A 24590-nucleotide genomic window follows, 5' to 3' on the forward strand; every position below is an offset into this window, starting at 1 on the left:
TTTGAGATATGAAAAAATCCCCATTCACAATAGAGAGCGTGAATCAGAATCAACATTCTCTACAAAGATTAGTTCGCTCAATCAAACTTTCTAAAGGGCAATTTGCTCTGATTTTAGTGCGATGTAATTACAGCCATTTAAGAGAGCAAATGCTAGAAAGCATTCGCTCTCTGACAAAAGATATCAATTTAAAAGAAATTTATTTACAACCAGCAACTAAAGCCTTACATACAACAATCATCAGTAAATTATCTCTAGATAATCCTGCTGTCATGACTGATGCTTTACCATCGGCAGTCATGGTTTTTGGTCTAGAATCAATTCTGGTGCTGGAAGATTTATTAACAAGTCTGAATCAAGCTAGAGATATTTATACAGCTACTTTTCCTTTTCCTGTAGTGTTGTGGCTACAAGATGAAGTAGCAACAATGCTCACTAAGCTTGCACCTGATTTTAAAAGTTGGGCTGCTACCACGATTAAGTTTGAATTAGCCAAGGAAGATTTAATTGCTTTAATCCGTCAAGAGACAGAATCGCTATTTGCTAAATTTTTAGAAGTAGGTGCAGAGAAATTTCTGTCTAATGCTGATTTGAATTTAGCCCCAAAGTCGCAACATCGTCATGAAATTGATGCAGCTAGAAATGATTTATTACGTCTGTATAATGTGCAGTTAGAGCCTGGTTTAGAAGCTAGTTTAGAATTTGTCTTAGGTCGAGATAAATACGCTAATGACCAAATTAATAGTGCATTAGGTCATTATCAAAGAAGCTTAAGTTTATGGCAGAGAGATGGAAAAAGAGAGAATGAAGCTGTTCCGAAAGTAGAGGGTATTGATGACAAGAATGAATGTAACTCCGCTTATCGCATTCGGCAGGCGATAGTTTTATTTCATCTTGGTTTGTGTTATCGCCGGATGGCTGACTTACATCAAATTACAAATAGTAACTATTGTCAACATGCTCTTTCCTGGTTTCAAAAATGTTTAGATTTATTAGAAAAATTACAAAGGCAAGACTTAGTAGCAAAATTTATTATCCCTGCTTGTGAAATGCTACAACGTCTCAAATATTGGGACGAATTAGAAGTATTAGCCCAAAAAGCTTTACGACTGCATGAAACCTATGGTAATACCGCTAAAGTTGCCCAAAGTTATGGTTTTTTAACAGAAGTAGCAGCATCGCGCCATAATTGGGTAATGGCTCATGAATTAGCCAGTACAGCCCTTTCAATTGCAGAATTAGCTACAGAAGTTTCTCGTCAACAAGAAAGTTGGTATCTTTTATTATTAGCGCGGACGCAGAGACATTTAGGGCAGTGGGAAGAAGCTATTAGTCATTTAGAATGGGCGAGGGTTGTTTGTGAATTACAGTATGAACCATCGCTGTATTTAGAAATTTTAGAGGAATTGCGATCGCTATACTTTTTTGAGCGTCATGATTATGCCGAAGCCTTCAATCTCAAGCAAGAAAAAATTCACATAGAACATCAATATGGCTTTCGTGTATTTATTGGCGCAAGTCAGTTACAGCCCAAACGTTATCGAATTAACCCGGTTTTAGATACCCAAACAATTCCCTTTATTCCTGAAGATATTGCTCAAGAAATTGCGGCTTCAGGACGGCTGCAAGATGTTAATCGGTTAATTGAAAGAATTACCCGTGCTGACCATAAATTGACTATTATACATGGACAGTCAGGAGTTGGTAAAAGTTCAACAATTAAAGCAGGTTTAGTTCCGGCTTTAAAGGCAAGAGTGATTGGTGAAAGGATTCCTTTACCTATTGTTTTATCTGGATACACAGATTGGGTAACAGCTTTAGGACGAAGCATAAATCAAGCCTTAGCACAATCAGAATTACCAATTGCGGTGGAATTCAACTCAACTATCTTACTAGAAAAGTTACGTCTAGCAACTGAAGGTAATCATATTATTGTGATTATTTTTGACCAGTTTGAAGAATTTTTCTTTACTAGTAATGCTGACCAAAGATTAGAGTTTTATAATTTTTTTAGTGCTTGTTTAAATATTCCCTATGTCAAAATAATTATTTCCTTGCGTGAAGATTATTTGCATTATTTATTAGAGTTTGAACGTCTAGGCAAGGAGAGTACAGATAATTTATATGATTTAGGCGTAATTAATAAAAATATTTTAGATAAAGACATTCGTTATTATCTAGGAAGATTTTCTATAGAAAATACGACAGGCATTATTTATAGTTTTATCAAACGCTCTCACTATGAAATGAGTGATGAATTAATTCATCAACTAGTCCAAGATTTAGCTGGGGAAGCCAAAGAAGTCAATCCAATTGAACTGCAAATTGTGGGAGTGCAGTTACAAGCAGAAAATATTACCACACTAGAACAATACAAAATTTGTGGTGGTTCGGCAAAGTTAGTAGAGCGTTGGCTGGAGGAAGTAATTAAAGATTGTGGGCAAGAAAATGAAGAATTGAGTTGGCAATTATTATTTGAACTCACTGATGAAAAAGGTTTTCGTCCTCTCAAGACTAAATCTGATTTAGCCATTGCGTTAAGCTCACATATTTATCCCACATCAGGAACCCCATCAAATTGGGAGCTAATTCTGGAAATTTTGGTAGGCTCAGGGTTGATTTTGCGCTTACGTGAAGAGTTGGGCGATCGCTATCAATTAGTCCATGATTATTTAGTCGAACCAATTCGTCAACGCAATAGCTACGGCATAGTTGCGGAACTGGAAAAAGTCAAATCTGAAAAAAAACGCGCCGAAGTCGCCCAAAAGCTTTCCCAAGAACATCTGAATTTGATTTTGCAACGGCGGTTGCGGGAAGCACGCATAGCAGGTGTGATTTTGGCAGTCATGGGCGGAACCATAGCTGCTTTGTGGTGGCAAGCTGACTTGCAAAAACGCGCCGCCATTCGTCAAACAATTCGGGCAGAACGTAGCGAAACTAATTTGAAAATTAGCGCGATCGCAGCCACAAGTGAAGCTTTATTCGCCTCCAATAAAGAATTTGATGCCCTCCTAGAAGGGTTACGCGCCTGGAGAAAGCTAAAACAAGCCAACGAAGTATTACCAGAAACTCGAATGCGTGTAGTAACTGCTTTACAACAGGCAGTTTATGGCGTTTCTGAATTAAATCGTTTGGAAGGACACACTGATATTGTTTGGGGTGTCGCCTTTAGTTCTGATGGTAAATTCTTGGCATCGGGTAGTCGGGATCAAACTGTCAAACTTTGGCGATCTGATGGCACTTTACTACAAACCCTCAAAGGGCATACTGAGTCAGTTACCAGTGTGAGTTTTAGTCCAGATGGGCAAAGTCTGGCATCTTCCAGCCTTGATAAAACCGTGCAAATCTGGCAGAAAAACCCCGTAACTGGTGAATTTGACTTACAACCAGCCAAAACCCTAATAGACCGCGATTGGATTTATTGCGTAACTTATAGCCCTGATGGCGAGTTATTAGCCACAGGTAATCGAGATGCTACAGTCAAACTCTGGAGCAAGGACGGTACCTTAGTTAAAGTCCTCAAAGGGCATCAAGGCTGGGTGAATTGGGTCAGCTTTAGTCCTGATGGTCAATTAATTGCCTCTGCGAGTGACGATCGCACTGTCAAAATTTGGCGGCGTGATGGCACACTCGTAAAAACACTGTCTGGTCATCAAAATGGTGTAACCGTTGTGGCGTTCAGCCCAGATGGGCAAATGATTGCATCAGCAGGTAGAGACAAAATCATTAAATTGTGGCAGCGCCAGCAAAATAGCGACAATAACTTTGACTTTCAAGCTTATAAAAATTTAGAACAGCACACCAGTACAATTTGGAGCTTGAGCTTCAGCATTGATGGACAAAAGTTAGCGTCAGGAAGTGATGACAATACGGTTAATCTGTGGAGTAGTACAGGTGCATTAATTAAAACTTTTAAAGGTCATAGTGATGCAGTGGCCAGTGTGGCTTTTAGCCCAGATAACAAAATCTTGGCATCAGGAAGTTATGACAAGAGTGTCAAACTCTGGAGTTTAAATGCCCCCTCGTTACCAATTTTGCGGGGGCATCAAGATCGAGTTTTGAGTGTGGCTTGGAGTCCTGATGGGCAGATGTTGGCTTCTGGTAGCCGCGATCGCACGGTCAAACTCTGGCAAAGAGAAATTATCAATGGCGAAGCCACCACCAGACTTTACAAAACCTTAGTTGGGCATACAGAGAAAGTTCCTAGTGTGAGTTTTGATCCCTTCGGTGAATTAATCGCATCCGGTAGTTATGACAAAACAGTTAAACTCTGGCGGCGCGATGGTACTTTACTCAAAACCTTACAAGGACATACAGATAGCGTCATGGGTGTGAGTTTTAGCCCTGATGGCCAGTTATTAGCATCCGCGAGTAAAGATAAAACCATTAAACTTTGGAGTCGTGATGGTCAATTAATCACAACTTTAGTGGGCCACCAAGGTTGGGTTAATGCCGTTAACTTTAGTCCTGATAGTCAGTTGCTGGCCTCCGCTAGTGATGATCAAACCGTCAAACTCTGGCGGCGTGATGGCACCTTGATCAAAACATTTTCGCCCCATGACAGTTGGGTATTGGGTGTCAGCTTCAGCCCTACTGACCAATTAATCGCTTCTGCTAGTTGGGATAACACCGTCAGATTATGGCGACGCGATGGCACTTTGTTAAAAACACTGTTAAAGGGGTATAGCGATAGTGTGAATTCCGTGACATTCAGCCCGAATGGTGAATTATTGGCTGCTGCTAGTTGGGATAGTACAGTCAAATTGTGGAGTCGAGATGGCAAGTTAATTAAAACCTTGACTGGCCATCGCGCCCCAGTTCTGAGCGTGAGTTTTAGCCCTGATGGACAGACATTAGCATCGGCAAGTGATGACAACACAATTATTTTGTGGAACTTACATTTGGAAGACTTACTGCTGCATGGTTGTAACTGGGCCGAGAATTACCTCAACCACAACTACAATGTCGAGGGGGGCGATCGCTTGTTGTGTGATGGAATTAATCGCAGTCAATCAAAATTTCCCTTGAGGTAAGTCAGTGCGATCGCGCCTCAAGCTTTTTAATCGCCGTTTTCTGCTATCACCTCTGGTTGCAAATTTACTAAAAACGTATGCAATCTCATTCTTTCAATGTAAGGCCAGCCACCCTCAGACTCAATATCTTTCAGGAGTGAGTAAAGTTGCTGGCGATTATCGGGTAGGCTATCCTGAAAAGCACCATCCCGAATTGAGCGATGTAAATACTCCAACTGCCGCAGCAAGGTCAACAGCGCCAATGGATTTCCTTGGCAATCTCTCGCTACATCATGTACAGCTGTGGCAATCTTCTCTAGTTGCTCGACAAAATCTATTGATTCAAAACTTTTGTTGCTCATGCAACTCTCTCTGTCAAAATTAGGTCTACTCAAATTTACCGAAGATTGTCAGCTTTCAGGCGCGATCGCCTCTTACCTATACATAATCCTCACAGTCAGAAAGATAGGGCTTGTGCAAGCTTCTAGGAGTGGCTGTTGAATTATTTTTAGCTGAACTCCTTACACCCAGTCAGGACTTATACCATTTTGGATTTTAGATTTTAGATTTTGGATTGGGTAAGGGTTGATCGGTAAGCTTTTGAGTCATCCATTTGTCGCATTCTTTTTTCAAATTGGTATTACGCACAAAAATAGTCTGTAGAGATTGGGTGTAGGAGTGAAAGGGTATGGGGGTGTAATGGTTTTGGATACATACACCCCTACACCCTTCCCAAACCCTTGATTTTTGTCAGTCCTACTTCAACAAACAATCTTGTGGCCTCAGTCCTAAACTAATTTTGCTCACTCAACACAAATTGCAGAACATAGCAATTCTCAGCAAAAGAGAGTGGTGGCTTTGATTACAGCCTCTCAGGAAGCTAGATAGGATCAAAGACTTCCTACTTTAAACTAGAGTGCTTTGATTTTGAGTTAAAAAAAATCGTATGATCTGGCTGATTTCCCTATAAAGCAATGGGCTGTATGTAGTGGCAATACATACATAATACAGAACGACTTCAAAAAACCCTGCAAATGCCTATAGCAGTTGCAAGGTGAGAGGTCGGAGCGACGTTAAAAGCGTCATTGATGCAGCAAAGCCTAACTTTCGGGAACAGCTTGCTGTCAGTGAGGACTGCTTTTCGTCAGAGATCAAAACTTCGTGCAGTTTTACAACTTAGATATTAATTTTTGACATTGAGGTTGACCATGAGGTATCGCGCTTTAATTGTTGCATTCTTGGCTTTATGCCTGGGGCTATTAACTGCTTGCAGTGATGCTCCAGAGGCTAGTGTTAGAGAAGTACTCACCTACGAACAAATTCGTGGAACAGGCTTGGCTAACAAATGTCCTCAATTGGCAGAAACCAGCCGTGGCTCTATTCCCCTTGACAGTAGCCAGTCTTACGCCATTAAAGAACTGTGCTTGGAACCTACTAATTTCTTTGTCAAAGAAGAACCAGCTAATAAACGCCAAATAGCTGAATTTGTAACTGGCAAATTGTTAACCAGATACACTTCTACCATTGACCAAGTACAAGGGCCACTGAAGTTCAACTCAGATGGTAGCTTGACTTTTGTTGAAGAAGATGGTCTAGACTTCCAAGCGATTACAGTTCAACTTCCTGGTGGTGAGCGAGTACCTTTCCTCTTCACCATTAAAAACCTAGTAGCTCAAACACAACCTAGTTTGACCAGCATCAATACTTCTACAGATTTTGAAGGCGAATTTAAAGTGCCTTCTTACCGTGGTGCTGCCTTCCTAGACCCCAAAGGTCGCGGTATTGTGACTGGCTATGATAATGCTGTGGCTCTTCCTGCTCAAGCAGATGACGAAGAACTCACCCGTGCAAATGTGAAGCGTGCTGATATTCTCAAAGGCAAGATTTCTCTGCAAGTAGCTAAAATAGACAGTTCTAGCGGTGAAATTGCAGGTACTTTTGAGAGTGAACAACCATCTGATACTGACTTAGGAGCCGGTGAACCCAAGGAAGTGAAGATTCGCGGTTTATTCTATGCCAGAGTAGAATCTACTCGTTCTTAAACTCAGCACATTGCTGGCATTTAAGATCAAAATTTAAAGCCATTAGGCTTCAAATCAGTCTTTAGAAAATGGACAGGTGGATTTTGAGCTAAATTGACCTAAATGTCCACATATTTCACAACTAAAGGGCTTTTCGCCCTTTTTTTATTGCTGTTCAGAACTTAAATATTATGCGTTGAGATGGGTGTATGGGGGTAAGGGTATAGGGGTGTAATGGTTTTGGATACATAAACACGCCACTACTCCCCACTCACTACTCCCAATTCCCTACCTTAAATTCAGGTCTATTGAATATTTGTAAAAATTGTATTAATTCTTTTGTGAGATACCGTAAGCATACTGAAAAATTACCTTTTATTCAGGTAAAAAAATAATCACAAACAAACTTCATACCCAGGTAAACAAATTAAGTACAATCTCGGTTTGAAATTAAGTAAATTATTTTATATTTTGTTGCTATGTAGTTTTTGATTGGCTACAGATAATAACCAATTCTAAATAACTAAAAAACAATTTTGCCGATTTAAATATTGCTTGATTGTTCAAAATTTCATAGTAGTAGCAGTGCTATATGACGACAAAAGCCTTTACATGTGCATATAGCCTGTTACTTGCTGTGAAATTTTGTAATCTTGGCTTGTTTAAACGCACTTACCCTACTGTTTATTTGCTAAATAAATCCGGTGCTATGCCTACCACAGCCACCAACGAACTGAAGCATGAAGTTTGGCAGTTGTTGAGAGAATATAAGCAATCTCGCTCAGAACATATTCGCAACCAACTGGTAAAACTAAATTTTGGACTGGTAAGAAAAGAAGCTCATTACTGGATTAATCAATGTCGTGAAAGTTATGATGACTTACTCCAGGTTGGTTGTTTAGGTTTAATTCGAGCTATTGAAAGATTTGATATTTCTAAAGGTCACGCTTTTAGTTCCTTTGCCATTCCCTATATTCGTGGTGAAATTCAACACTACCTGCGGGATAAAGGCGTGACCGTCAGGATTCCCAGACGCTATTTAGCAATACAACAACAAGCAATTGGGGTGTCTCGTTCTTTACGAGAAAAATATAATCGCCAACCCACAGATGCTGAATTAGCAGCAGCATTGGAAATTACTCTCAGTGAGTGGCAAGAAATCAAATTAGCGTGGATTAATCGCGCTCCTCTCAGCTTAGATGTGCCAGTTCAAGACTCCGAAGAAGGTGCTACTAGTCTAGGAGAATTAGTTCCTGATCCTCATTACCGCAGCTTTCAACTGGCGCAAGAAGACCAACTGCGTTTACAACAAGCATTGTTTCAACTCGAACAGTGTACTAGAGAAGTTTTAGAATGTGTCTTTTTGCAGGATTTGACACAAAAACAAGTAGCAGAACACTTGGGCATTAGTGTTGTGACGGTTTCTCGGAGAGTAAAAAAAGGGTTGGATTTATTGAAACATCTGATGTGTACAGCAGATGATTGAACATCAGCAAAATAAAACCGTATTTGTACTGGTTTAATTATGTAGAAACCAGCCCTTAAAATTTAATAATTTAGGTTATAAAGGTGAAATACTTTGCCTGAAATAAATACAGGCTTAGTTAATTTCCACAAACAAATTTTCTATAGCTTTTGAGAACAGCCAATGGGCAGAAAATCAAAAATTGCAATTGCAACTATTCTAACTTTGGCGATCGCTGGATGTGCATCAGAAAGCACACCACAAGCTAGTACTCCTGCGCCGGCTCCAACGGCTCCAGGAACACCAGCACCACCCGCCGCAGCCCCGGCCGCAGCGCCACCTGCTAAAACACCACCAGCCACGGCGGCTCAACCGTTTAATAACCCTGTGGTGTCCACAAAAAAGGTCACTAACGTTGCTTTTACCTCTCCTACATTAATTCAACCCACTGATGGTAAAACCCGGATAGATTTGGTAACTAAGGGAAGGCCAGATCCATTTGCCCAGCTTGTTACCCCAACTAGTGCTGAAGTTGGCAAAAATCCTAACGTCAAGCAAATTCCTCGCTTACCTCCTTTATCGGTAGCTATTGTCAAAAATCGCAAAGTGCCAATCAGTACTGCTAGTACTAAAAAAACTCCTATTGCATTGGCGGGAACTACCACCATTCTGCCCAAGGTTTTGCCGCAGGTTGTTCCTAGCAACCCTTTTAGTTCTGTATTACCCTCTACACCCCAACCAGATTTGGCTAAATCAGTGGTGGTGACTGGTGTAGTTTTGATTGGTAGAGAACCCCAAGCTATTATTAAAATTCCCAATGAGCCTTCTAGCCGCTATGTACAAGCGGGACAGCGATTAGCAAATGGTTTGTTGATTAAACGCATTGAAATGAATCAGGGTTCAAATCCGATCGTGATTCTGGAACAATACGGTATTGAAGTTGCCAGAATGGTAGGAGAAGCCCCGACTAACTCAACGCCATCAGTCACATCGGCTGCTAATGGCAATGCAATTTCATCAACTCTACCAACCCAAAATCTAACTGCTGTTGGAGCATCTTAAGGATGGATACTCAGGAAAAATTTGAATTTACTGGTTTACCTCTAGCTGTCTATCGAGAGATAGCTGCTCATTTACGTCAAGTTGAAGGAGTTGAGGCGGGTTTAATTCCCCAGTCATCTCAACAATTTGATTACAACCAAAGTCAAATTGATGGTTTATGGATATCTTGGTCGCCTAACTCTCGTCCTGCAAGCCGACAACGTGTGCAGCAAATTTTGGCTTACTATCACAGCCTTTATGGAGTTTGACGACTGAAATTTCCGTAAATTGCTCAAATTATATCAATAAATTTTTAATTAGCTGGGTGAAGTCAATCTATCCGATCAAGTTTGTAGTGATTGGGTAGTGTTTGTCTTGACCCTGTTTAATTATTTGGATACTATCTGGTTTCTTGCTGACTATTGGCGTTTGATCTGTTGTGATATGTGCCAATTGATAAAAAAATGTTAGTGTTTGGCTCAAAACATGATATTAAGTGATGCAATTATAAATTGCTGAGGTAAACTTGCAAGCAAAATAATGCAAAATATTACTCAGCTGCTCTTCGGTCTGGGCATCACTCAAAATGGAACACTGGCAATTTCTCATCCAGAAACAGGGCGATCGCTCTTGGCACACTTTAGAATCGCCAAATCTACAAATTTTAGAGGGTCGGTACAGAGTTTTAGCTCGTTCTAACCTGCCAAATACAGATGTGGAAGTACGGGTAACTCACTCTACAACTCATGAAGTTCCCCCAAAACGACGGATTCAAAAGTTATCGCGGCGCACTAATTCCGAAGGTTTAATGGCGGTGATTCCCTTTACGCTGCTGAAGCCAGGACTATGGGAATTACGCTGTTCTGGCGATTTGATGTCAGATATTTTTGGTAAATCTTGGCAACAAAGTGTTTATCTACAAGTCTTGTCTCAACAGGCAGAAGTTGAAGTCGATAAATTATCTGGTGGTGGGAATTTAGAGCCAAATTCTCTTGACTTTTTCATAATTTCTTTGCCGGATGCTCCTAATATTCATCAGGTTGATATCAGTGCTGGCAGTCAGTCAATTTCTCCAACTACAGAGGTGAAGACAGATAGCGACTTAGTGACTAACGAACTTTCGGCGGAAATTGCCTCAATTGCCAGTGACAATACTATTACCACAACGGCAGAAGCAGTCCCTGAGAGTAATTTAGATGAATTACCTGTAGAAGCAAATTTAGTTACCAGCGATCGCACTTTATCTATCACCCCAGCCGAAATTCCTGATAGCGACTCCCTCAACAGCGAATTGGCGGCGGAAACTTTAGCTACAAATGATGAAACATTTGCTGTTACTACAGAAGAAATTCCTGATCATCACTTGTCTGTCAGTGAAGTAAGCGATCGCACTTTATCGGAAACCACACAGGAAATTTCTGATGATGACTCGCAGGTAAGTGCAGTTTCGGGACAAGAAACTGTCAGCACAGAGGAAATTTCTGATGATGACTTGTATGTACAAGAAACTTTACTTGTCAGCGATCGCACTTTATCAGTAAGTACTGAGGAAATTGCTGATGATGACTTGTATGTACAAGAAACTTTACCTACGAGCGATCGCACTTTATTAGTAAGTACCGAGGAAATCTCTGAGCATAATTCGCAGGTAAGTGAAGTGTCAGTACAAGAAACTTTACCTACAAGCGATGATACTTTGTCAGTCACCACAGAAGAAGAAATTTCGACTCATAACTTGGTTGTGAGTGAATCGGCTTTTGCGGAAACTCCCGTAGAAATCCCTGATGGTAGCTTGGTTGTGGCTCAATTTTCTGGTGAAAAATCAGAATATGGTATTGATCAACCTGTAAGTCCGGTATGGCTAAAAGGTGAAACAGCAGAACAAATATTACAAAGTTTAATTGATCAAGCTTTACCCACCTTGTTGTTAGAGGATGAGCAGCTAGAAGAGGAGGAAACGATACAACCATTACCACCACTCAAGCTGACTTTAGAGCAAGAAAACTATGTGGCGCGGTGGGGACAAGGACTCAGCATTAATGCCAATGTGGAGTTACAAACACAGCCTGATTTGGAAGATGAGCTACAGTACCCCACTACTTTTTATGCACTAGAAGCCAAAATTGAGCTACGCTCACCTTTAAGTTCAGAAGTTTTGGCTCAGGTAAGGCAACCTTTAGCAGATAATGTACTGCCTTTTGCAATTAACTCGGCCATTAATATTCCGATTGATTGCGAATCTAAGCTGCTTTTGGGTGAACTCAGTTTATATGGCGCAATCAGTGATTTTGATGATGTCACATTGTTAGCTAATAGCTCTTTTACAATTACGGCGGATGTATCAGAATTATTAGCGATCGCTACAGTGGCAAAATCTTATCAGCAAAACTTTTTTGATAACTCTAGTACTTTAGCGGTTTCTCTACCGAGTCAAGAGCCAGAAACATCGGTCAGCTTGGGTTTGGAACTGTTTAACCTGGTCAAAACTACTGCTACACAACCGCAAACTATTCTGCCATCACCAAGCCAGCCTTTACCGCCGCAAATTAATTTGTTGTCTCTGAAAAAGTCAGGAGATTGGCGATCGCCACAATTGCCTAAGTTACCAGAAAATCAAACAAGTGCGATCGCAATTAATGATGAGTTAACAGAGGTTCCCCCAGAAGGACAACAAGAAGGGGATTTGCAAGACCAGACACCTCCCATCCCTTTAGCACCCATTAACTTAGTACAGCTAGAAATTAAAAGTCGTCCAGGGTGGATGGCGGGGAATGTCTTTCCTTATCTCAAACGCCGGAAAACTGCACCGACTGAGACGACAGATTTAGAAGATGTTTCTGATTCTCCGATATTTGAAGAGTCTCTGGTAGTTGAGCCAGAAATTGAGAACCCAGAGACAGATAATGCTGTGGTGGAAACTTTGGCTTCCCCAACTTCGGAATTGCAAAACCTAGATTTAGATGATTCTGTAACTGAAACGTTAACTTCAACCGATGCTTTGGAACTGGAAAATCTAGATTTAGATACTTCCGTCGCTGAAACCTTAACTTCAAGCGATTCTGAGTCGGAGAACCCAGATGTCAATGATTCTGTGGTGGAAGAACTAACGCCAGCTAGTTCTGAGTTATTTGCTGTGTCTATGCTAGAAATGCCTGTGACACCAAGTTTGGAATTTAGTGACGACTCCATCTTAGAACCAGCTGCTCCTTTAAGCTCAGAATTGATAGCAGAGGTTAATCCTTATTCCTCGCCGTTAATTAGGAAGTGGATGCAGAGCCAAGGCTATGTTGTACCTGAACTTCCGCCTCTACCAAAGCAACGCCGTAACACAGAAGTTTTAGAGCCTGTTCCTGTGGACGAGGATTTTATAGAGACTGATTTACCAATGCCAAGTTTTGAGGCTGATTTGTCATCAAATCTTGATACAGGGATAGAAACTATTCATGGTGAATCTGAGGCTAATGCGGAAGTAGAGAGTAATTTAAATATCTCTGAAACTGAGGAAATTACAGAGGCGGAAATAAATACAGTAGAATCTGAGCTTGAGGAACATCCAGAGACAAGCATAATTACGGCAGAATCTGAGGAGCTAAATATCTCGGCGGATGTGGAAACAGAAAACATTCCTCTTGAGGAATCTAACTCTTCATTGCCATTAACAGAGCTACCCTTAAATCAAAAGATTAAAATACCGAGAGCTTGGTTAGCGCAAGAGATTGTGGTTGATGATACTGATAGTGAACCTATCGAAGATCATTTTGTCGAGCAACCACAGCAGTCAATTCCGGCTGTAGCGTCATTCCCCTTAGATGGCGAAAAATTGGAACCTTTACCCATTCCGCAATTACATATACCCGCAGGCGAACTGATTGCGGGTCAGTCGGTGCGTGTGCGTGTAGAACTACCAGAAGTTCCTGCGCCAGTGGTGGTGAAATTGTGGATTGAGGATTGCCAAACTCGCGGTTTATTGGATGGCCCTCATGTGTTCAAAGATTTGCTACCTAAAGCCTTGGGTGGTGTAGAGGTGATGACTCAGATCAATATTCCCTTTGGCTGTGTGGAAATTCGTTTAGAAGCGATCGCCTTTAATCCATCTACTCAACAAGAAAGTCACAAAGCATCGGTTGTCAGGACTGTAATTCCACCAGATTTACCAAATTATCAGTTAGATGAATTGTTGGGTTTGTAAACAACAGCTTTACATAACTGTGTTAAAAATCTTTAGAATTTAAAAAATCTGACTGAATTTGCAGTAAGCTCATTTTGAATTGTAGTGTGATTTAACAGGAACCTTTACCATGTCCACTGAACTTTTCCCCCAAATTTTTGCTTATTCTGCATCTTTCTTGTCTCCTATCTTTGTACCTATTATTGGTTGGGTTCTGCCAATTGCAACATTCTCGTTTCTGTTGTTATACATTGAGCGTGATGACATTGCCTAAATAGGTATTTAGTAATAATTAATTGGTAAAAATTTTAGTAGCCAATTAATTATCACTTCCTTACAATTCACTAGATTGTGCAATCAATTAATACTTAAAATACCGCCTAACTCCAAGAGTCAGGCGGTTTTCTTGTACTGATTTCTAAACAAGTGCTAGAAAATTCAGTGAATATATAGAAGTAGTCAGATATATCAGGAAATTGGGAAAGCTCGAATGCTAGGAATAATAAGATTTTTACCTCCTGCCTTTTGCCTTCTGAAGACAGCGCGTTGCGGGGGTTCTCTCCGTTGTAGCGACTGTCGTCCTCCTGCTATATTATGAGGTTCAAACCACTTTTATAGTGAAGAACCAATCCCAGCGTAGGCTCCGTAGAAGAAGATACCTACAACAGTAATTACGCCTAAACCTGCGATTGTAGCGACAACCCACAGGGGAATTCTTCCAGTTCCAGCAGACACAGATTTTCCTCCTCCCTTAATAACAAATCAACACAAATTTTAGATAAACAAAGTTTCCCAAAAATAGTTCCAGTTAGTTAAAGAAGTAACTGGAAAAGAGAATACCTAGAACAAAAATCAGTAGCAATCCCAGGTATAAAGAAGTACGGTTAAGTTCAACCGGTTGGTTATTGGGATTGGGCGTTCTTTCCATGATTTGCTCCTAGCGTTGAATAAATTGCATTGCGGCGATCGCGCCCAAGAAAAACACGGTTGGCACACCCAAGGTATGAACTGCCAGCCATCTAACTGTAAAAATTGGATAGGTAACTGGTTGATTGATGTTATTTCCGCTAGTCATGATTTCAAACTACTTTCCAATAAATTTTTCAACTTGTTTCTTGGCTTCATAACGGTTATTCACAATTGGCAATTCCTGCCGTGTTTGTGTGTAATACTCGTTAGGGCGAGGTGTGCCAAATACATCATAAGCCAGCCCGGTGCTAACAAATAGCCAACCGGCAATAAATAATGCTGGGATGGTGATGCTGTGAATTACCCAGTAACGAATGCTGGTAATAATGTCCGAAAACGGACGTTCTCCAGTGGTACCTGACATTTAGATCCCTACCTTCACAAAGACTGTTATTGAGTTTATTATCCTACAAAGTTTAGAAAGAGTTACAACTTGCAACGCTGTTCTCATAAATCAGAATTAACACTTAAACTTCGGTTATGTCTAAGCTGCTTTTTCTGACGCAGTTTTTTCAGCCCTGGCGTTATATTTCAGCAATACACCGCGATCGCCAATGATAAATCCTTGGTCGGGACTGAGAAAGACTATTTTATATAGATTAGCGGCTACCTGTTCCACATCACGGTCTTTTTCCCAGGTTTTACCACCATCAGTACTCCGCAGCAAGTTACCGCTACCACCGCCTATCCACAGTTCATTGGGTGTGCGATAAGCCAAATCCAGTAAACCCCAACTGGTGGATAACTCTGGATATAAAGCTTCTTGCCATTCTTCGGCGTTATTGGGTTCACTAAATTGAATCTGACCACCGCGTGCTAATAACCACAGTTGGCCATTATCATTGAAACCCATATTTTCTACACGCCGAGAACTAATGCGGTTATGGGGAACCCAAGCATTTTGTCCTGGTTCCCAAGTCGAGTAAAAGCTACCCTTAGCTGAAACTGCGACATATTTACCATCAGCAGAACGCTGCATATTCCGTACTACACCAACAGCAGCTTCGACTTGGGCTTTCCAATTTTTACCACCGTCAGTAGTTTTGTAAATTGCACCCACATCTGTAGCCATTTCGGCTGAGTTGGTTCCCAGTGCATGAACAGAAATGGGATTACCAGGTAACTTTTCGCTCAAAGGAATACGTGACCAAGAACGACCTTCATCGGTGGTATGCAGTAATAGGGAAGGTTCGCCGACTATCCAACCTTCTTTGCCAGAAAAACTGACAGAATCAAAGCGATATCGAGAATCATCCAGTGCTAAGGACAAGGGTTGCCAATTTTTACCACCGTCTTGAGTTTCTAAAAGTGTGGCGTTGCTGCCTACTAAAAAACCATGCTGAGAATCTTGGGTAAAAGCGATATCTAGCAACTTCTCGTTGGTTGGCACAGTAATAATTTCCCAAGGGTTGAAGCTAGTGGAAGGCACTTTACTACAACCTATACACAAAACAACTACTATCAAACAGGCAATTATGCGTTGCCAACTTTTCACAATGGATTGCATCAGTATTTCTTAGTGTTTTCTAAATTCGTTTAAGTTTTACCTTAAGAGATGCGATCGCTCTCTAAAATCGGTAAAGCAAGATAGCGGGTCTTATTGTAAGCCGTAAAGACTGATAAAGAACAAGAAAGCCAAAGCCAAAGCCCCAAAAATTAAGATATTCTTCTGCCCTGGAGTCAGTTTGTTCACACCCAAGCCAAAACCCAGATTTTCTTTAAAACCAGATGCTGTACCAGCCGGGCCAATATTGGTAAAAGCAGTTTTTTTAGCACTACAAACTGGACAACGCCAGTTTACAGGCAAGTCTGTAAACAGTGTCCCGGAAGGGATATCATGCTTATCATCTCCCTTCTCAGGTTCATAAACATAACCGCAGGCGCGACACTCATAGCGGTCTAACGCTGGAGTCTCAACAGCTTGTTCGCTCATGGCTAAGGTCTCCCAGAGGGGAATTATTAAATATACGTTAAAAATTATGACATAACTGTTAGACTTTTCTATCACTCATACAAACGAATCAAATACCTGAAATCCGTCTGTTTCCCAGATTTCAGAAAACTCGAAAAGATATAATGTAAAAGAAAGTAACAGCGTTATTTACACCATAAGCGGTAGAAATTCATTGTGTTTGTCCTTAGCGGTTACGAGTACTTCCTAGGCTTCTTAATTATCTGTAGCCTAGTGCCAGCCCTGGCGCTTTCTGCTTCCAAGCTTCTCAGACCCAGTGGTAACAGCCTGGAACGCCGCACAACTTATGAATCTGGGATGGAACCCATCGGTGGAGCCTGGATTCAGTTCAACATTCGCTACTATATGTTTGCGCTGGTTTTTGTCGTCTTTGACGTAGAAACTGTGTTTTTGTATCCTTGGGCGGTTGCTTTCAACCGTTTAGGGCTATTAGCATTCATTGAGGCGCTAATTTTTATTGCAATTCTTGTAATTGCTTTAGTTTACGCATGGCGTAAAGGAGCTTTGGAATGGTCTTGAATTCTGATTTAAGCACCCAAAACAAAGAGCAAATCATCAACCCCATTGAGCGTCCGACAGTCACTCAAGACCTTTCAGAAAATATTATCTTGACAACGGTTGATGACCTCTACAACTGGGCTAGGCTTTCCAGTCTTTGGCCTTTGCTGTTTGGGACAGCTTGCTGCTTTATTGAGTTTGCAGCTTTAATTGGCTCTCGGTTTGACTTTGACCGCTTTGGTTTAATTCCCCGTTCCAGCCCCCGTCAAGCTGACTTGATTATTACCGCCGGCACAATCACGATGAAGATGGCACCCCAGTTAGTGCGTCTTTATGAACAAATGCCTGAGCCAAAATATGTGATTGCGATGGGTGCTTGTACAATTACTGGCGGGATGTTCAGCGTGGATTCTCCTACAGCTGTACGCGGAGTTGATAAGTTAATTCCGGTAGATGTGTATTTACCTGGTTGTCCTCCCCGCCCCGAAGCGATTATTGATGCAATCATTAAGCTGCGGAAGAAAATTGCTAATGATTCCATGCAAGAACGCGCTCAAATCAAGCAAACCCACCGCTTTTACAGTACAACTCACAACTTGAAGCCAGTTGCAGAAATTTTAACTGGCAAGTATATGCAGTCAGAAACTCGCTTCACTCCACCCAAAGAATTAACAGAAGCAATTGGTCTACCAGTACCACCTGCGCTGCTAACTTCTCAAACCAAGGAGGAATTGAACCGTGGCTGATGAAGAATCTAAACCAGTTCCCGTAGGACAAGATGCTTTAGTGCCGGCTGGGCCGATTTCGCAATGGTTAGCAGAAAATGGCTTTGATCATGAATCTTTAGCGCCGGATAAAAATGGTGTAGAGATTATTAAAGTCGGGCCAGAATTTTTACTACCCATTGCTACAGCTTTGTATGCTTATGGGTTTAACTATCTCCAGTTTCAATCGGGTATTGACCTTGGCCCCGGACAGGATTTAGTCAGTGTGTATCACTTAGTCAAAGTTGGTGATAATGCTGATAAACCCGAAGAAGTGCGAGTTAAGGTATTCCTCCCCAGAGAAAATCCCCGAATCCCTTCAGTTTACTGGATTTGGAAAACCGCAGACTGGCAAGAACGCGAAACCTACGATATGTTCGGCATAGTCTACGAAGGACATCCCAACCTGAAGCGGATTTTGATGCCAGAAGATTGGGTGGGCTGGCCTTTGCGGAAAGATTACATCTCGCCTGATTTTTACGAGTTACAAGACGCTTATTAAGTAGTGCTGAGTGCTGAGTGCTGAGTGCTGAGTGCTGAGTGTCTATAGTGGGAATTTTAATGTCTCATTTCTAACCCCTCTCCGGCGGCGGAGGGGGGTAATGTTTTTTATACAGACAAAAGATTAGAAAAAATTTTAATACGATGAATTTATATGAGAAAGTCTATTAATGAAGTATAATAAGCAGCTTTATAACGAGTTATGCTTTTTACAGCATAAAAAATTACATTGCCACTGCTACTAAAAATAGTATGTTAAATCTTCGCACCATTCCAGAAGGGACTCCTTTGAATAGCCCAATCTATGTTGTTCATCACCTTGAATCTAGACTTGTTTCCTTGGATGAGCAACAACAGGAAGTAGCTTTCCAATATCCTGATGGGCCACAACGAATAAGAGGATTAGCAGGAACTGGGAAAACTGTGACGTTTGCTCAACGTGCAGCTAGGATTCACAAAGAACATCCAGATTGGAAAATTGCCTTTGTTTTCTTTACTCGTTCTCTTTACGAGCAGATTACACAAGAGAGAATTTCTACATATTATAAAGAACTATCTGAGGGACAAGAACCTAATTGGGATAACTTAAATGTGCTTCATGCTTGGGGAGCAAAAGACAGGGATGGTTTTTATCGTAATCTTGCTCAAAAATGTGGAGTAAAACCTCTATCAGTTAGAGATGTTGAAAATATTTTTGGTCGCAAAGTATCGCCATCAATAGCTTTTAAATATATTTGTGATCAGTTAGAAAAAAAAATTACTGATTATCCCAAAATTTACGACGTAATTTTAATCGATGAAGGGCAAGATTTACCACTGTCTTTTTATCGTTTGGCAAGAAATGTACTGAATGAACCAAAACGGCTTTATTGGGCTTATGATGAAGCACAAGGAATAGGCTCATTAATAGTTCCTAATTCTGCAACAACTTTTGGTCGTAATCCTGATGGTTCTCTAGTAGTAGATATCAGAGGACGCGCCAAAGATTTTAATAAAAGCTATCGAACTCCTAAAAAATTACTAATGATAGCTCATGCTGTTAATATGGGACTCTTAAGAGAGGAAGGAGTTTTACAAGGTGTGAGCCAGAAAACTCAATGGGAAAAGTTGGGTTATACCGTATTGGAAGGAGATTTTAGATCAAATAAAGAACTAATTAAAATTGAACGAGAATATGATCAAACTAAAAAAGATCCAAAACCTCTAGTTAATACGCATCCAATAGATCAAAGCGATTTTCCTCATCAAGATGCAATTGGAGATATTTTAAAGTTTCAATCTTTTGAAACAGAGAAAGATGAGCAAGAATGGATAGCTCAACAGGTTGCGAATGATTTACGACAAGGATTGCAACCAATAGATATTATTATTACAGCTCTGTGTGGCGATTCTGAAAAACTCTATTTTCAAAAACTCAAGCAATCTTTAAGTAATTATGGCATTACAGCTTATATTGCAGGAGTAGATGACAGTCGTGACATTTTTCAAAAAGATGGCTGCGTAACAATATCTAATGTTTATAGAGCTAAAGGAAATGAAGCCTATAAAGTTTATTCTTGTCGATTTCATTATGCAACGCAACCTCTAAAATTTAAAGAGGAAGAGAGCGAAGTGCATAAACGAAATGAAGCATTTGTAGCTATCACTCGTGCAAAAGTTTGGTGTGTTATTACTGGTTTAGAATCTCCTATTTTTGATGAATTACGCCAGTATAAAGAACAATTTCCTTATTTAATTTTTCCAGCCTTTAATCAAAGTTCTCCCTCTCTCCAGCGAGTTACTGATGACATAGATGAATAAATAATGAGTTTTAAAAACACACTACTCAAAACATGAACGTTAGAGTTCCAAGTTTAGAGTTTCGTGTTATGAGGTGGAATGATGGAGTTATGAAGGCGATCGCTTGACCTTTTTACTCGGCGTTTCGTGTTATGAGGTGGAATGGTGAGGTTCTGAAGGCGATCCGCTTGACCTTTTTACTCGGAGTTTCATGTTCTGAGGCGGAATGATGATGTTGTGAGTGCGATCGCTTGAGCTTTTTACTCGGCGTTTCGTGTTCGGAAGCGGAATGATGGAGTTATGAAGGCGATCGCTTGACATTTTTACTCGGAGTTTCGTGTTCTGAGGTGGAATGATGGAGTTGTGAAGGCGATCGCTATCGTTGAAAACATCCTCTGTAAACTGTTTTGTCATCTATTCCAGCAATATAACGCGATCGCCAAACTTAGCCGCGAGTTTTTGATCATAAGTTAACACTTGAGTATTAGATTGAATTGCTGCTGCTACGAATAACGTATCGTAGAATGAATGACTTGCCTCAACTGCCAGCCTTAAAGCGACATCTCGAATCTGAGAACTAGGAATCATTACATCAACTAGTGCCTCAGCATCTTGTAGCGTATCTAAACCTAGTTGCAATGGCAGTTGCCTAAATTGTATCCACTGCCAAATTACATTTCCCAACTCGGCAAACAACGAATCTGGCACTACAATTTGATCTACAGTTTCTAAAGCTGCTATTGCCTGTTCATACCTGTTTTCTACGCGCAAGAGTGCATAGGCAAATACCATCGTATCAATCACCATCAGGATTGTCCTGCTGATTTCCAAGTCTGTACACGGTTTTCTGTTTCTATTGGTAAAGCCTCGACTCGTTGACGAATACGCCCCAGCACTTCATCACGTTTTCTATAGCGTTTTGGTAACAATTCGCGGATTTCTTGTTCCAGTTCATGGAAAAAATTTTCTGCTTTTTCTCCTTGTCCTGGCTGCATTTGTTCCAAAGCAAGTTTAATTTCCTTTAAGGTTGTTACTAATTCAGCAGCATCTAAAAGTTCTTGATAAGATTCCGCATCTTGAACAACCAACTCTGCTTTTCCGTTGACAGTCAGAACTAACGGATGTTTTGTTTCTTTGATCCTTTGTAAAAACTCAGTAGTATTACGCTTAAACTCGGTGAGAGAATGTATATCTTTTGATAAGTTTATTAGCATATAGACATTTAATTAGCACTTAATTAAATGCTAATTAGTGTATGTGGAGTTTGTCAATCGAATTTTGGAATGTTTGCAGTTTATCGAGGAATGCGATCGCCTAATCCCTTGATTTTGCGGATTCGTACTTAAGTGCTAAATGTGTAAAGTAGATACAGCAGATAGCCATCAAGGTTGTATATATGCAAAATAGAGATTTGTAGGAATTGCAATTTAAAACTAAAGTTAGTAAATCAATATTTTTCAGTCAGTATGATGGAGCAAAATGATCATCAACAGCGCCGCGCCGCTAATCAAGAGTTTGAACAATCTCTCAACCAGTTGGAAGGTATTCTACAGCAAGGTCTGACTGAAGACGACGAAACCCAGATTGAAGAACCAATCGATATTGAACTAGCTGATGATTTAACAGAAATTGATTTAGCCGCTTTTGAGGATGCGGTGGCTGATATTGAACAATATCTGGAAGAAAAGACAAAGTGATGCTGCTTTAGTTTGTGGTTATTTGTCGCCGAGCTTCGTATAACATTAAAGCAGCTGCGATCGCCACATTTAAAGACTCGACTCCAGGACTCAGGGGAATATTGACTTGTTTATCTGCCATGTTTGCCAAGTCTGCCGATAAACCTGCGCCTTCGTTCCCCAATAAAATTAAACTGGGTTTGCGCCAATCAATTTCCCAATAAGTTAATTTTGCTGTCGGCAAAGTCGCTATCACTTGCATTCCCGCCTGCTGACTTTGCTGGACTGTGGTTAATAAATCTTCACTCACTGCCATATTTAAGCGAAACCATTGTCCAGCACTAGCACGCAACACTTTGGGGTTATCTAAATCTACACTATCACCAGTCAACCACAATCCCGATGCACCAGCCGCAGCCGCCGTGCGAATAATCGTACCTAAATTCCCAGGGTCTTGGATGGTTTCTAAAGCTAAAACAATGCCATCAAAGGGGACTTGATTGAAAGATTCGCTGCGTTTGGCTGTGGCGACTACACCATCTGGTTGTATTGTAGTAGCGATCGCTCCTAAAACTTCCTCACTGACAATTTCTGCCCTGTCACAACGACTACATAACCTCTCCCACAAGGAAGCATGAGCCGCTTGCCAGTCTGGTGTACAACACACCGTTTCTAAGGGATAATTTACCGTACAAGCTTCTTCTAACAAATGCGTCCCTTCCAACAAAAACAACTCCTGCTTGTGACGCTCCTTAGTAGAGTGCAGCTTGCGAATTTGCTTAACGAGAGGGTTTTGTAAACTAGTTAACATTTGCTAATAATTTGCTAGTAGTGGAGCTTTGATTTTACTCAGCACTTAGCACTTTTTACTCTAAAATGCGGAACCCGGGACTTGAACCCGGAAGCCTTGCGGCACTAGAACCTGAATCTAGCGCGTCTGCCAATTCCGCCAGTTCCGCGTGACATTCATTTTTTAATCGACAATTTCTAATTGTTACTCAATTATTTATTTTTGTCAACTTATATTCAAAATATCTGTATCGTAGATATTTTAAATTCCAGATTGGGAACTATGATGAGTGGTTGAGTTTCCTACAACTCAAAGACCATCCCTAAAAAAACAGCGCCTATAGTCTACTAAGTATTGAAATTTACCATTACATCTGAGATTAATTACCGTTATTTTTTGCCCTCAACTCACGAGCCAAAAAATATATTGATTAATCCAAAATGTAGACAAATGAAATCTTTACTGTAGAATCAAAACCAACTTCAACCCTTGAAAATTAAGTATTATTTTTGGAGGTAGGCTTATTAATCCTTCTACCAGCTTACCAGATGCCAAGCTTGCACCTCAAGCAGACTCCTCAGTCTTGCAAATTTTCGGTGGGCATCGTTTGCACGGTCATGTCAAAATTAGCGGGGCAAAAAATTCAGCACTGGTAATCATGGCTGGAGCATTGCTCTGTTCTGGAGATTGTCACATCCGCAATGTTCCCTTGTTGGCGGATGTCGAAAAAATGGGACAAGTTTTATCAGCTTTAGGTGTAAAGGTTTCACGCCAAGGCGACATTTTAGACATTAACGCCAGTAATATCACTACATCTAAAGCTCCCTACGAACTCGTGACTCAGCTACGAGCCAGTTTTTTTGCGATCGGTTCTATTCTGGCTCGGCTAGGGGTGGCACAAATGCCCTTACCAGGTGGCTGTGCAATTGGCGCTCGACCAGTTGACTTGCATGTCCGGGGACTGCAAGCAATGGGAGCCGAGGTGCAGATTGAACATGGCATTTGTAATGCTTATGTTCCCAATGGTGGCAGATTAAAAGGAGCCAAAATTTACCTCGACACTCCCAGCGTCGGCGCAACAGAAACATTGATGATGGCGGCTACCCTGGCTGATGGCGAAACGATCATCGAAAATGCGGCGCGTGAGCCAGAAGTTGCTGATTTAGCGAATTTCTGTAACGCAATGGGAGCCAAAATTCACGGTGCTGGTACTAGTGTCATCACCATTGAAGGTGTCCCGCAATTGCATTCTGTTGACTACAGCATTATCCCCGATCGCATTGAAACCGGCACCTTTTTGGTAGCTGGTGCAATTACACGTTCGGACATCTTATTATCTCCAGTTGTACCCGACCATTTAATTCCCGTAATTGCCAAACTGCGGGAAATCGGTGTGCAGATTATTGAAGAAGCCCCAGACTGCTTGCGAATACTACCTGCGGAAACTCTCAAGGCGACATATATTGAAACCTTGCCCCATCCAGGTTTCCCCACAGATATGCAAGCACCGTTCATGGCGTTGCTCACCTTAGCAGAAGGTGACAGCATCATTAACGAGTCTGTGTTTGAAAATCGCTTGCGCCATGCTTCCGAGTTAAACCGCTTGGGTGCAGATATTCGCGTTAAAGGTAATGCAGCTTTTGTGCGGGGAGTCCCCAATTTATCGGGTGCGCCTGTTATTGGTACAGACTTACGGGCATCAGCAGCCCTCGTCTTAGCTGGCTTGGCGGCTGATGGACAAACCACTTTCCAAGGCTTGCATCACCTCGATCGCGGTTACGATCGTCTTGATATCAAGTTGCAGCAATTGGGAGCTAAAATCAAGCGCGTCAACGAAGTCTCAACCCCAGGAGTGACTTCTAATGGCAGCACTCCCCCGGTCACAATTGCTAATTAGAGAGGGTGTATGAGTTTAGGGGTGTAGGGGTGTATGG

23 protein-coding genes, 1 tRNA gene and 2 pseudogenes are annotated in these 24590 nt (G+C 41.2%); 14 read left to right on the forward strand and 12 right to left on the reverse strand.

Annotation, left to right across the window (positions count from 1 at the left end; all coding sequences use genetic code 11):
* The first annotated feature begins 8 nt into the window (after positions 1 to 8).
* Positions 9 to 5033 carry a hypothetical protein gene (locus H6G79_RS00620; protein WP_190587919.1) on the forward strand — a complete coding sequence of 1675 codons (5025 nt, stop codon included), beginning with the start codon at positions 9 to 11 and terminating at the stop codon, positions 5031 to 5033.
* 26 nt (positions 5034 to 5059) lie between these two features.
* Here the strand turns inward: H6G79_RS00620 and H6G79_RS00625 are convergent, their stop codons facing one another.
* Positions 5060 to 5374, reverse strand: a complete 315-nt coding sequence (locus H6G79_RS00625) for a hypothetical protein (protein ID WP_190587920.1) — start codon at positions 5372 to 5374, stop codon at positions 5060 to 5062.
* An 846-nt stretch (positions 5375 to 6220) separates the two neighbouring features.
* Between H6G79_RS00625 and H6G79_RS00630 the strand changes: the two genes are divergently transcribed.
* From H6G79_RS00630 to H6G79_RS00655, 7 genes and pseudogenes are all read left to right on the forward strand, one after another.
* A complete protein-coding gene (locus H6G79_RS00630) occupies positions 6221 to 7054 on the forward strand; it encodes a photosystem II manganese-stabilizing polypeptide (RefSeq protein WP_190587921.1) in 834 nt (277 codons plus the stop codon).
* Between the two features lie 688 nt (positions 7055 to 7742).
* Complete coding sequence (locus H6G79_RS00635) at positions 7743 to 8519, forward strand: RNA polymerase sigma factor SigF (RefSeq protein WP_190588307.1); 777 nt, start codon at positions 7743 to 7745, stop codon at positions 8517 to 8519.
* Between the two features lie 162 nt (positions 8520 to 8681).
* Entirely contained in the window at positions 8682 to 9560 is an 879-nt protein-coding gene (locus H6G79_RS00640; protein ID WP_190587922.1) for a hypothetical protein, read from the forward strand.
* Positions 9561 to 9562: 2 nt separating this feature from the next.
* The gene (locus H6G79_RS00645; protein ID WP_190587923.1) at positions 9563 to 9808 is read left to right on the forward strand and encodes a hypothetical protein; all 246 of its coding nucleotides are present in this window, start codon (positions 9563 to 9565) and stop codon (positions 9806 to 9808) included.
* Between the two features lie 317 nt (positions 9809 to 10125).
* Positions 10126 to 10476 (forward strand): annotated as a pseudogene (locus tag H6G79_RS00650) (hypothetical protein); the annotation flags it as partial.
* 720 nt (positions 10477 to 11196) lie between these two features.
* Positions 11197 to 13728, forward strand: coding sequence for a hypothetical protein (locus H6G79_RS37710; RefSeq protein WP_396019784.1), 2532 nt, complete (start codon positions 11197 to 11199; stop codon positions 13726 to 13728).
* Positions 13729 to 13837: 109 nt separating this feature from the next.
* Positions 13838 to 13981: a photosystem I reaction center subunit VIII gene (locus H6G79_RS00655; RefSeq protein ID WP_190587924.1), complete on the forward strand. Its 144-nt coding sequence runs from the start codon at positions 13838 to 13840 to the stop codon at positions 13979 to 13981.
* Positions 13982 to 14319: 338 nt separating this feature from the next.
* Here the strand turns inward: H6G79_RS00655 and H6G79_RS00660 are convergent, their stop codons facing one another.
* From H6G79_RS00660 to H6G79_RS00685, 6 genes are all read right to left on the reverse strand, one after another.
* On the reverse strand, positions 14320 to 14442 hold the full coding sequence (locus tag H6G79_RS00660; protein ID WP_062295774.1) for a photosystem II reaction center protein J: 123 nt from the start codon (positions 14440 to 14442) through the stop codon (positions 14320 to 14322).
* Between the two features lie 73 nt (positions 14443 to 14515).
* Positions 14516 to 14635: a photosystem II reaction center protein L gene (locus H6G79_RS00665; RefSeq protein WP_071989460.1), complete on the reverse strand. Its 120-nt coding sequence runs from the start codon at positions 14633 to 14635 to the stop codon at positions 14516 to 14518.
* A gap of 9 nt (positions 14636 to 14644) precedes the next feature.
* Entirely contained in the window at positions 14645 to 14782 is a 138-nt protein-coding gene (gene psbF, locus H6G79_RS00670; protein WP_015115279.1) for a cytochrome b559 subunit beta, read from the reverse strand.
* A 9-nt stretch (positions 14783 to 14791) separates the two neighbouring features.
* Positions 14792 to 15040 (reverse strand): cytochrome b559 subunit alpha, encoded by a 249-nt coding sequence (gene psbE / locus H6G79_RS00675; RefSeq protein WP_062295772.1) that lies wholly within the window; start codon positions 15038 to 15040, stop codon positions 14792 to 14794.
* Between the two features lie 120 nt (positions 15041 to 15160).
* Positions 15161 to 16183 (reverse strand): photosynthesis system II assembly factor Ycf48, encoded by a 1023-nt coding sequence (locus H6G79_RS00680; protein WP_190587925.1) that lies wholly within the window; start codon positions 16181 to 16183, stop codon positions 15161 to 15163.
* 90 nt (positions 16184 to 16273) lie between these two features.
* Positions 16274 to 16609 (reverse strand): rubredoxin, encoded by a 336-nt coding sequence (locus tag H6G79_RS00685; RefSeq protein WP_062295768.1) that lies wholly within the window; start codon positions 16607 to 16609, stop codon positions 16274 to 16276.
* A 195-nt stretch (positions 16610 to 16804) separates the two neighbouring features.
* Here H6G79_RS00685 and ndhC point away from each other — a divergent pair, with 195 nt between their 5' ends.
* The 4 genes from ndhC to H6G79_RS00705 all read left to right on the forward strand — a co-directional run bounded on the left by ndhC (position 16805) and on the right by H6G79_RS00705 (position 20211).
* Entirely contained in the window at positions 16805 to 17167 is a 363-nt protein-coding gene (gene ndhC / locus H6G79_RS00690; protein WP_190587926.1) for a photosynthetic/respiratory NAD(P)H-quinone oxidoreductase subunit C, read from the forward strand.
* On the forward strand, positions 17158 to 17892 hold the full coding sequence (gene ndhK / locus H6G79_RS00695) for a photosynthetic/respiratory NAD(P)H-quinone oxidoreductase subunit K (protein WP_062295764.1): 735 nt from the start codon (positions 17158 to 17160) through the stop codon (positions 17890 to 17892). The genes ndhC and ndhK overlap by 10 nt, the downstream gene beginning before the upstream one ends.
* Complete coding sequence (locus H6G79_RS00700) at positions 17885 to 18412, forward strand: NAD(P)H-quinone oxidoreductase subunit J (protein WP_190587927.1); 528 nt, start codon at positions 17885 to 17887, stop codon at positions 18410 to 18412. Before ndhK ends, H6G79_RS00700 begins: the two co-directional genes overlap by 8 nt.
* A 251-nt stretch (positions 18413 to 18663) precedes the next feature.
* Positions 18664 to 20211 (forward strand): DEAD/DEAH box helicase, encoded by a 1548-nt coding sequence (locus H6G79_RS00705; RefSeq protein ID WP_190587928.1) that lies wholly within the window; start codon positions 18664 to 18666, stop codon positions 20209 to 20211.
* 129 nt (positions 20212 to 20340) lie between these two features.
* Here H6G79_RS00705 and H6G79_RS00710 read toward each other — a convergent pair whose 3' ends face one another.
* From H6G79_RS00710 to H6G79_RS00720, 3 genes and pseudogenes are all read right to left on the reverse strand, one after another.
* Positions 20341 to 20604, reverse strand: coding sequence for a hypothetical protein (locus H6G79_RS00710; protein WP_190587929.1), 264 nt, complete (start codon positions 20602 to 20604; stop codon positions 20341 to 20343).
* Positions 20605 to 20997 carry a type II toxin-antitoxin system VapC family toxin gene (locus H6G79_RS00715; protein ID WP_190587930.1) on the reverse strand — a complete coding sequence of 131 codons (393 nt, stop codon included), beginning with the start codon at positions 20995 to 20997 and terminating at the stop codon, positions 20605 to 20607. It abuts the gene before it with no gap.
* A gap of 140 nt (positions 20998 to 21137) precedes the next feature.
* Positions 21138 to 21404: pseudogene (locus H6G79_RS00720) on the reverse strand (type II toxin-antitoxin system Phd/YefM family antitoxin); the annotation flags it as partial.
* A 252-nt stretch (positions 21405 to 21656) separates the two neighbouring features.
* On the opposite strand from H6G79_RS00720, the gene H6G79_RS00725 reads away from it, so the two are divergent.
* The gene (locus H6G79_RS00725; protein ID WP_313888521.1) at positions 21657 to 21887 is read left to right on the forward strand and encodes a hypothetical protein; all 231 of its coding nucleotides are present in this window, start codon (positions 21657 to 21659) and stop codon (positions 21885 to 21887) included.
* Positions 21888 to 21894: 7 nt separating this feature from the next.
* Here H6G79_RS00725 and H6G79_RS00730 read toward each other — a convergent pair whose 3' ends face one another.
* Entirely contained in the window at positions 21895 to 22677 is a 783-nt protein-coding gene (locus H6G79_RS00730) for an RNA methyltransferase (protein WP_190587932.1), read from the reverse strand.
* A gap of 66 nt (positions 22678 to 22743) precedes the next feature.
* A tRNA-Leu gene (locus H6G79_RS00735) sits at positions 22744 to 22825 on the reverse strand.
* Between the two features lie 354 nt (positions 22826 to 23179).
* Between H6G79_RS00735 and murA the strand changes: the two genes are divergently transcribed.
* The gene (gene murA, locus H6G79_RS00740; RefSeq protein WP_190588309.1) at positions 23180 to 24553 is read left to right on the forward strand and encodes a UDP-N-acetylglucosamine 1-carboxyvinyltransferase; all 1374 of its coding nucleotides are present in this window, start codon (positions 23180 to 23182) and stop codon (positions 24551 to 24553) included.
* Positions 24554 to 24590 lie beyond the last annotated feature (37 nt).

The sequence above is a fragment of the Anabaena sp. FACHB-83 genome (assembly GCF_014697485.1).
GTDB lineage: Bacteria > Cyanobacteriota > Cyanobacteriia > Cyanobacteriales > Nostocaceae > Nostoc_B.

Coding starts and splice junctions, on each gene's coding strand:
- H6G79_RS00620 (WP_190587919.1), top strand. CDS start 9: ATGAAAAAATCCCCATTCACAATAGAGAGCGTGAATCAGAATCAACAT.
- H6G79_RS00625 (WP_190587920.1), bottom strand. CDS start 5,374: ATGAGCAACAAAAGTTTTGAATCAATAGATTTTGTCGAGCAACTAGAG.
- H6G79_RS00630 (WP_190587921.1), top strand. CDS start 6,221: ATGAGGTATCGCGCTTTAATTGTTGCATTCTTGGCTTTATGCCTGGGG.
- H6G79_RS00635 (WP_190588307.1), top strand. CDS start 7,743: ATGCCTACCACAGCCACCAACGAACTGAAGCATGAAGTTTGGCAGTTG.
- H6G79_RS00640 (WP_190587922.1), top strand. CDS start 8,682: ATGGGCAGAAAATCAAAAATTGCAATTGCAACTATTCTAACTTTGGCG.
- H6G79_RS00645 (WP_190587923.1), top strand. CDS start 9,563: ATGGATACTCAGGAAAAATTTGAATTTACTGGTTTACCTCTAGCTGTC.
- H6G79_RS00655 (WP_190587924.1), top strand. CDS start 13,838: ATGTCCACTGAACTTTTCCCCCAAATTTTTGCTTATTCTGCATCTTTC.
- H6G79_RS00665 (WP_071989460.1), bottom strand. CDS start 14,635: ATGGAAAGAACGCCCAATCCCAATAACCAACCGGTTGAACTTAACCGT.
- psbF (WP_015115279.1), bottom strand. CDS start 14,782: ATGACTAGCGGAAATAACATCAATCAACCAGTTACCTATCCAATTTTT.
- psbE (WP_062295772.1), bottom strand. CDS start 15,040: ATGTCAGGTACCACTGGAGAACGTCCGTTTTCGGACATTATTACCAGC.
- H6G79_RS00680 (WP_190587925.1), bottom strand. CDS start 16,183: ATGCAATCCATTGTGAAAAGTTGGCAACGCATAATTGCCTGTTTGATA.
- H6G79_RS00685 (WP_062295768.1), bottom strand. CDS start 16,609: ATGAGCGAACAAGCTGTTGAGACTCCAGCGTTAGACCGCTATGAGTGT.
- ndhK (WP_062295764.1), top strand. CDS start 17,158: ATGGTCTTGAATTCTGATTTAAGCACCCAAAACAAAGAGCAAATCATC.
- H6G79_RS00705 (WP_190587928.1), top strand. CDS start 18,664: ATGTTAAATCTTCGCACCATTCCAGAAGGGACTCCTTTGAATAGCCCA.
- H6G79_RS00710 (WP_190587929.1), bottom strand. CDS start 20,604: ATGACAAAACAGTTTACAGAGGATGTTTTCAACGATAGCGATCGCCTT.
- H6G79_RS00715 (WP_190587930.1), bottom strand. CDS start 20,997: ATGGTGATTGATACGATGGTATTTGCCTATGCACTCTTGCGCGTAGAA.
- H6G79_RS00725 (WP_313888521.1), top strand. CDS start 21,657: ATGATGGAGCAAAATGATCATCAACAGCGCCGCGCCGCTAATCAAGAG.
- H6G79_RS00730 (WP_190587932.1), bottom strand. CDS start 22,677: ATGTTAACTAGTTTACAAAACCCTCTCGTTAAGCAAATTCGCAAGCTG.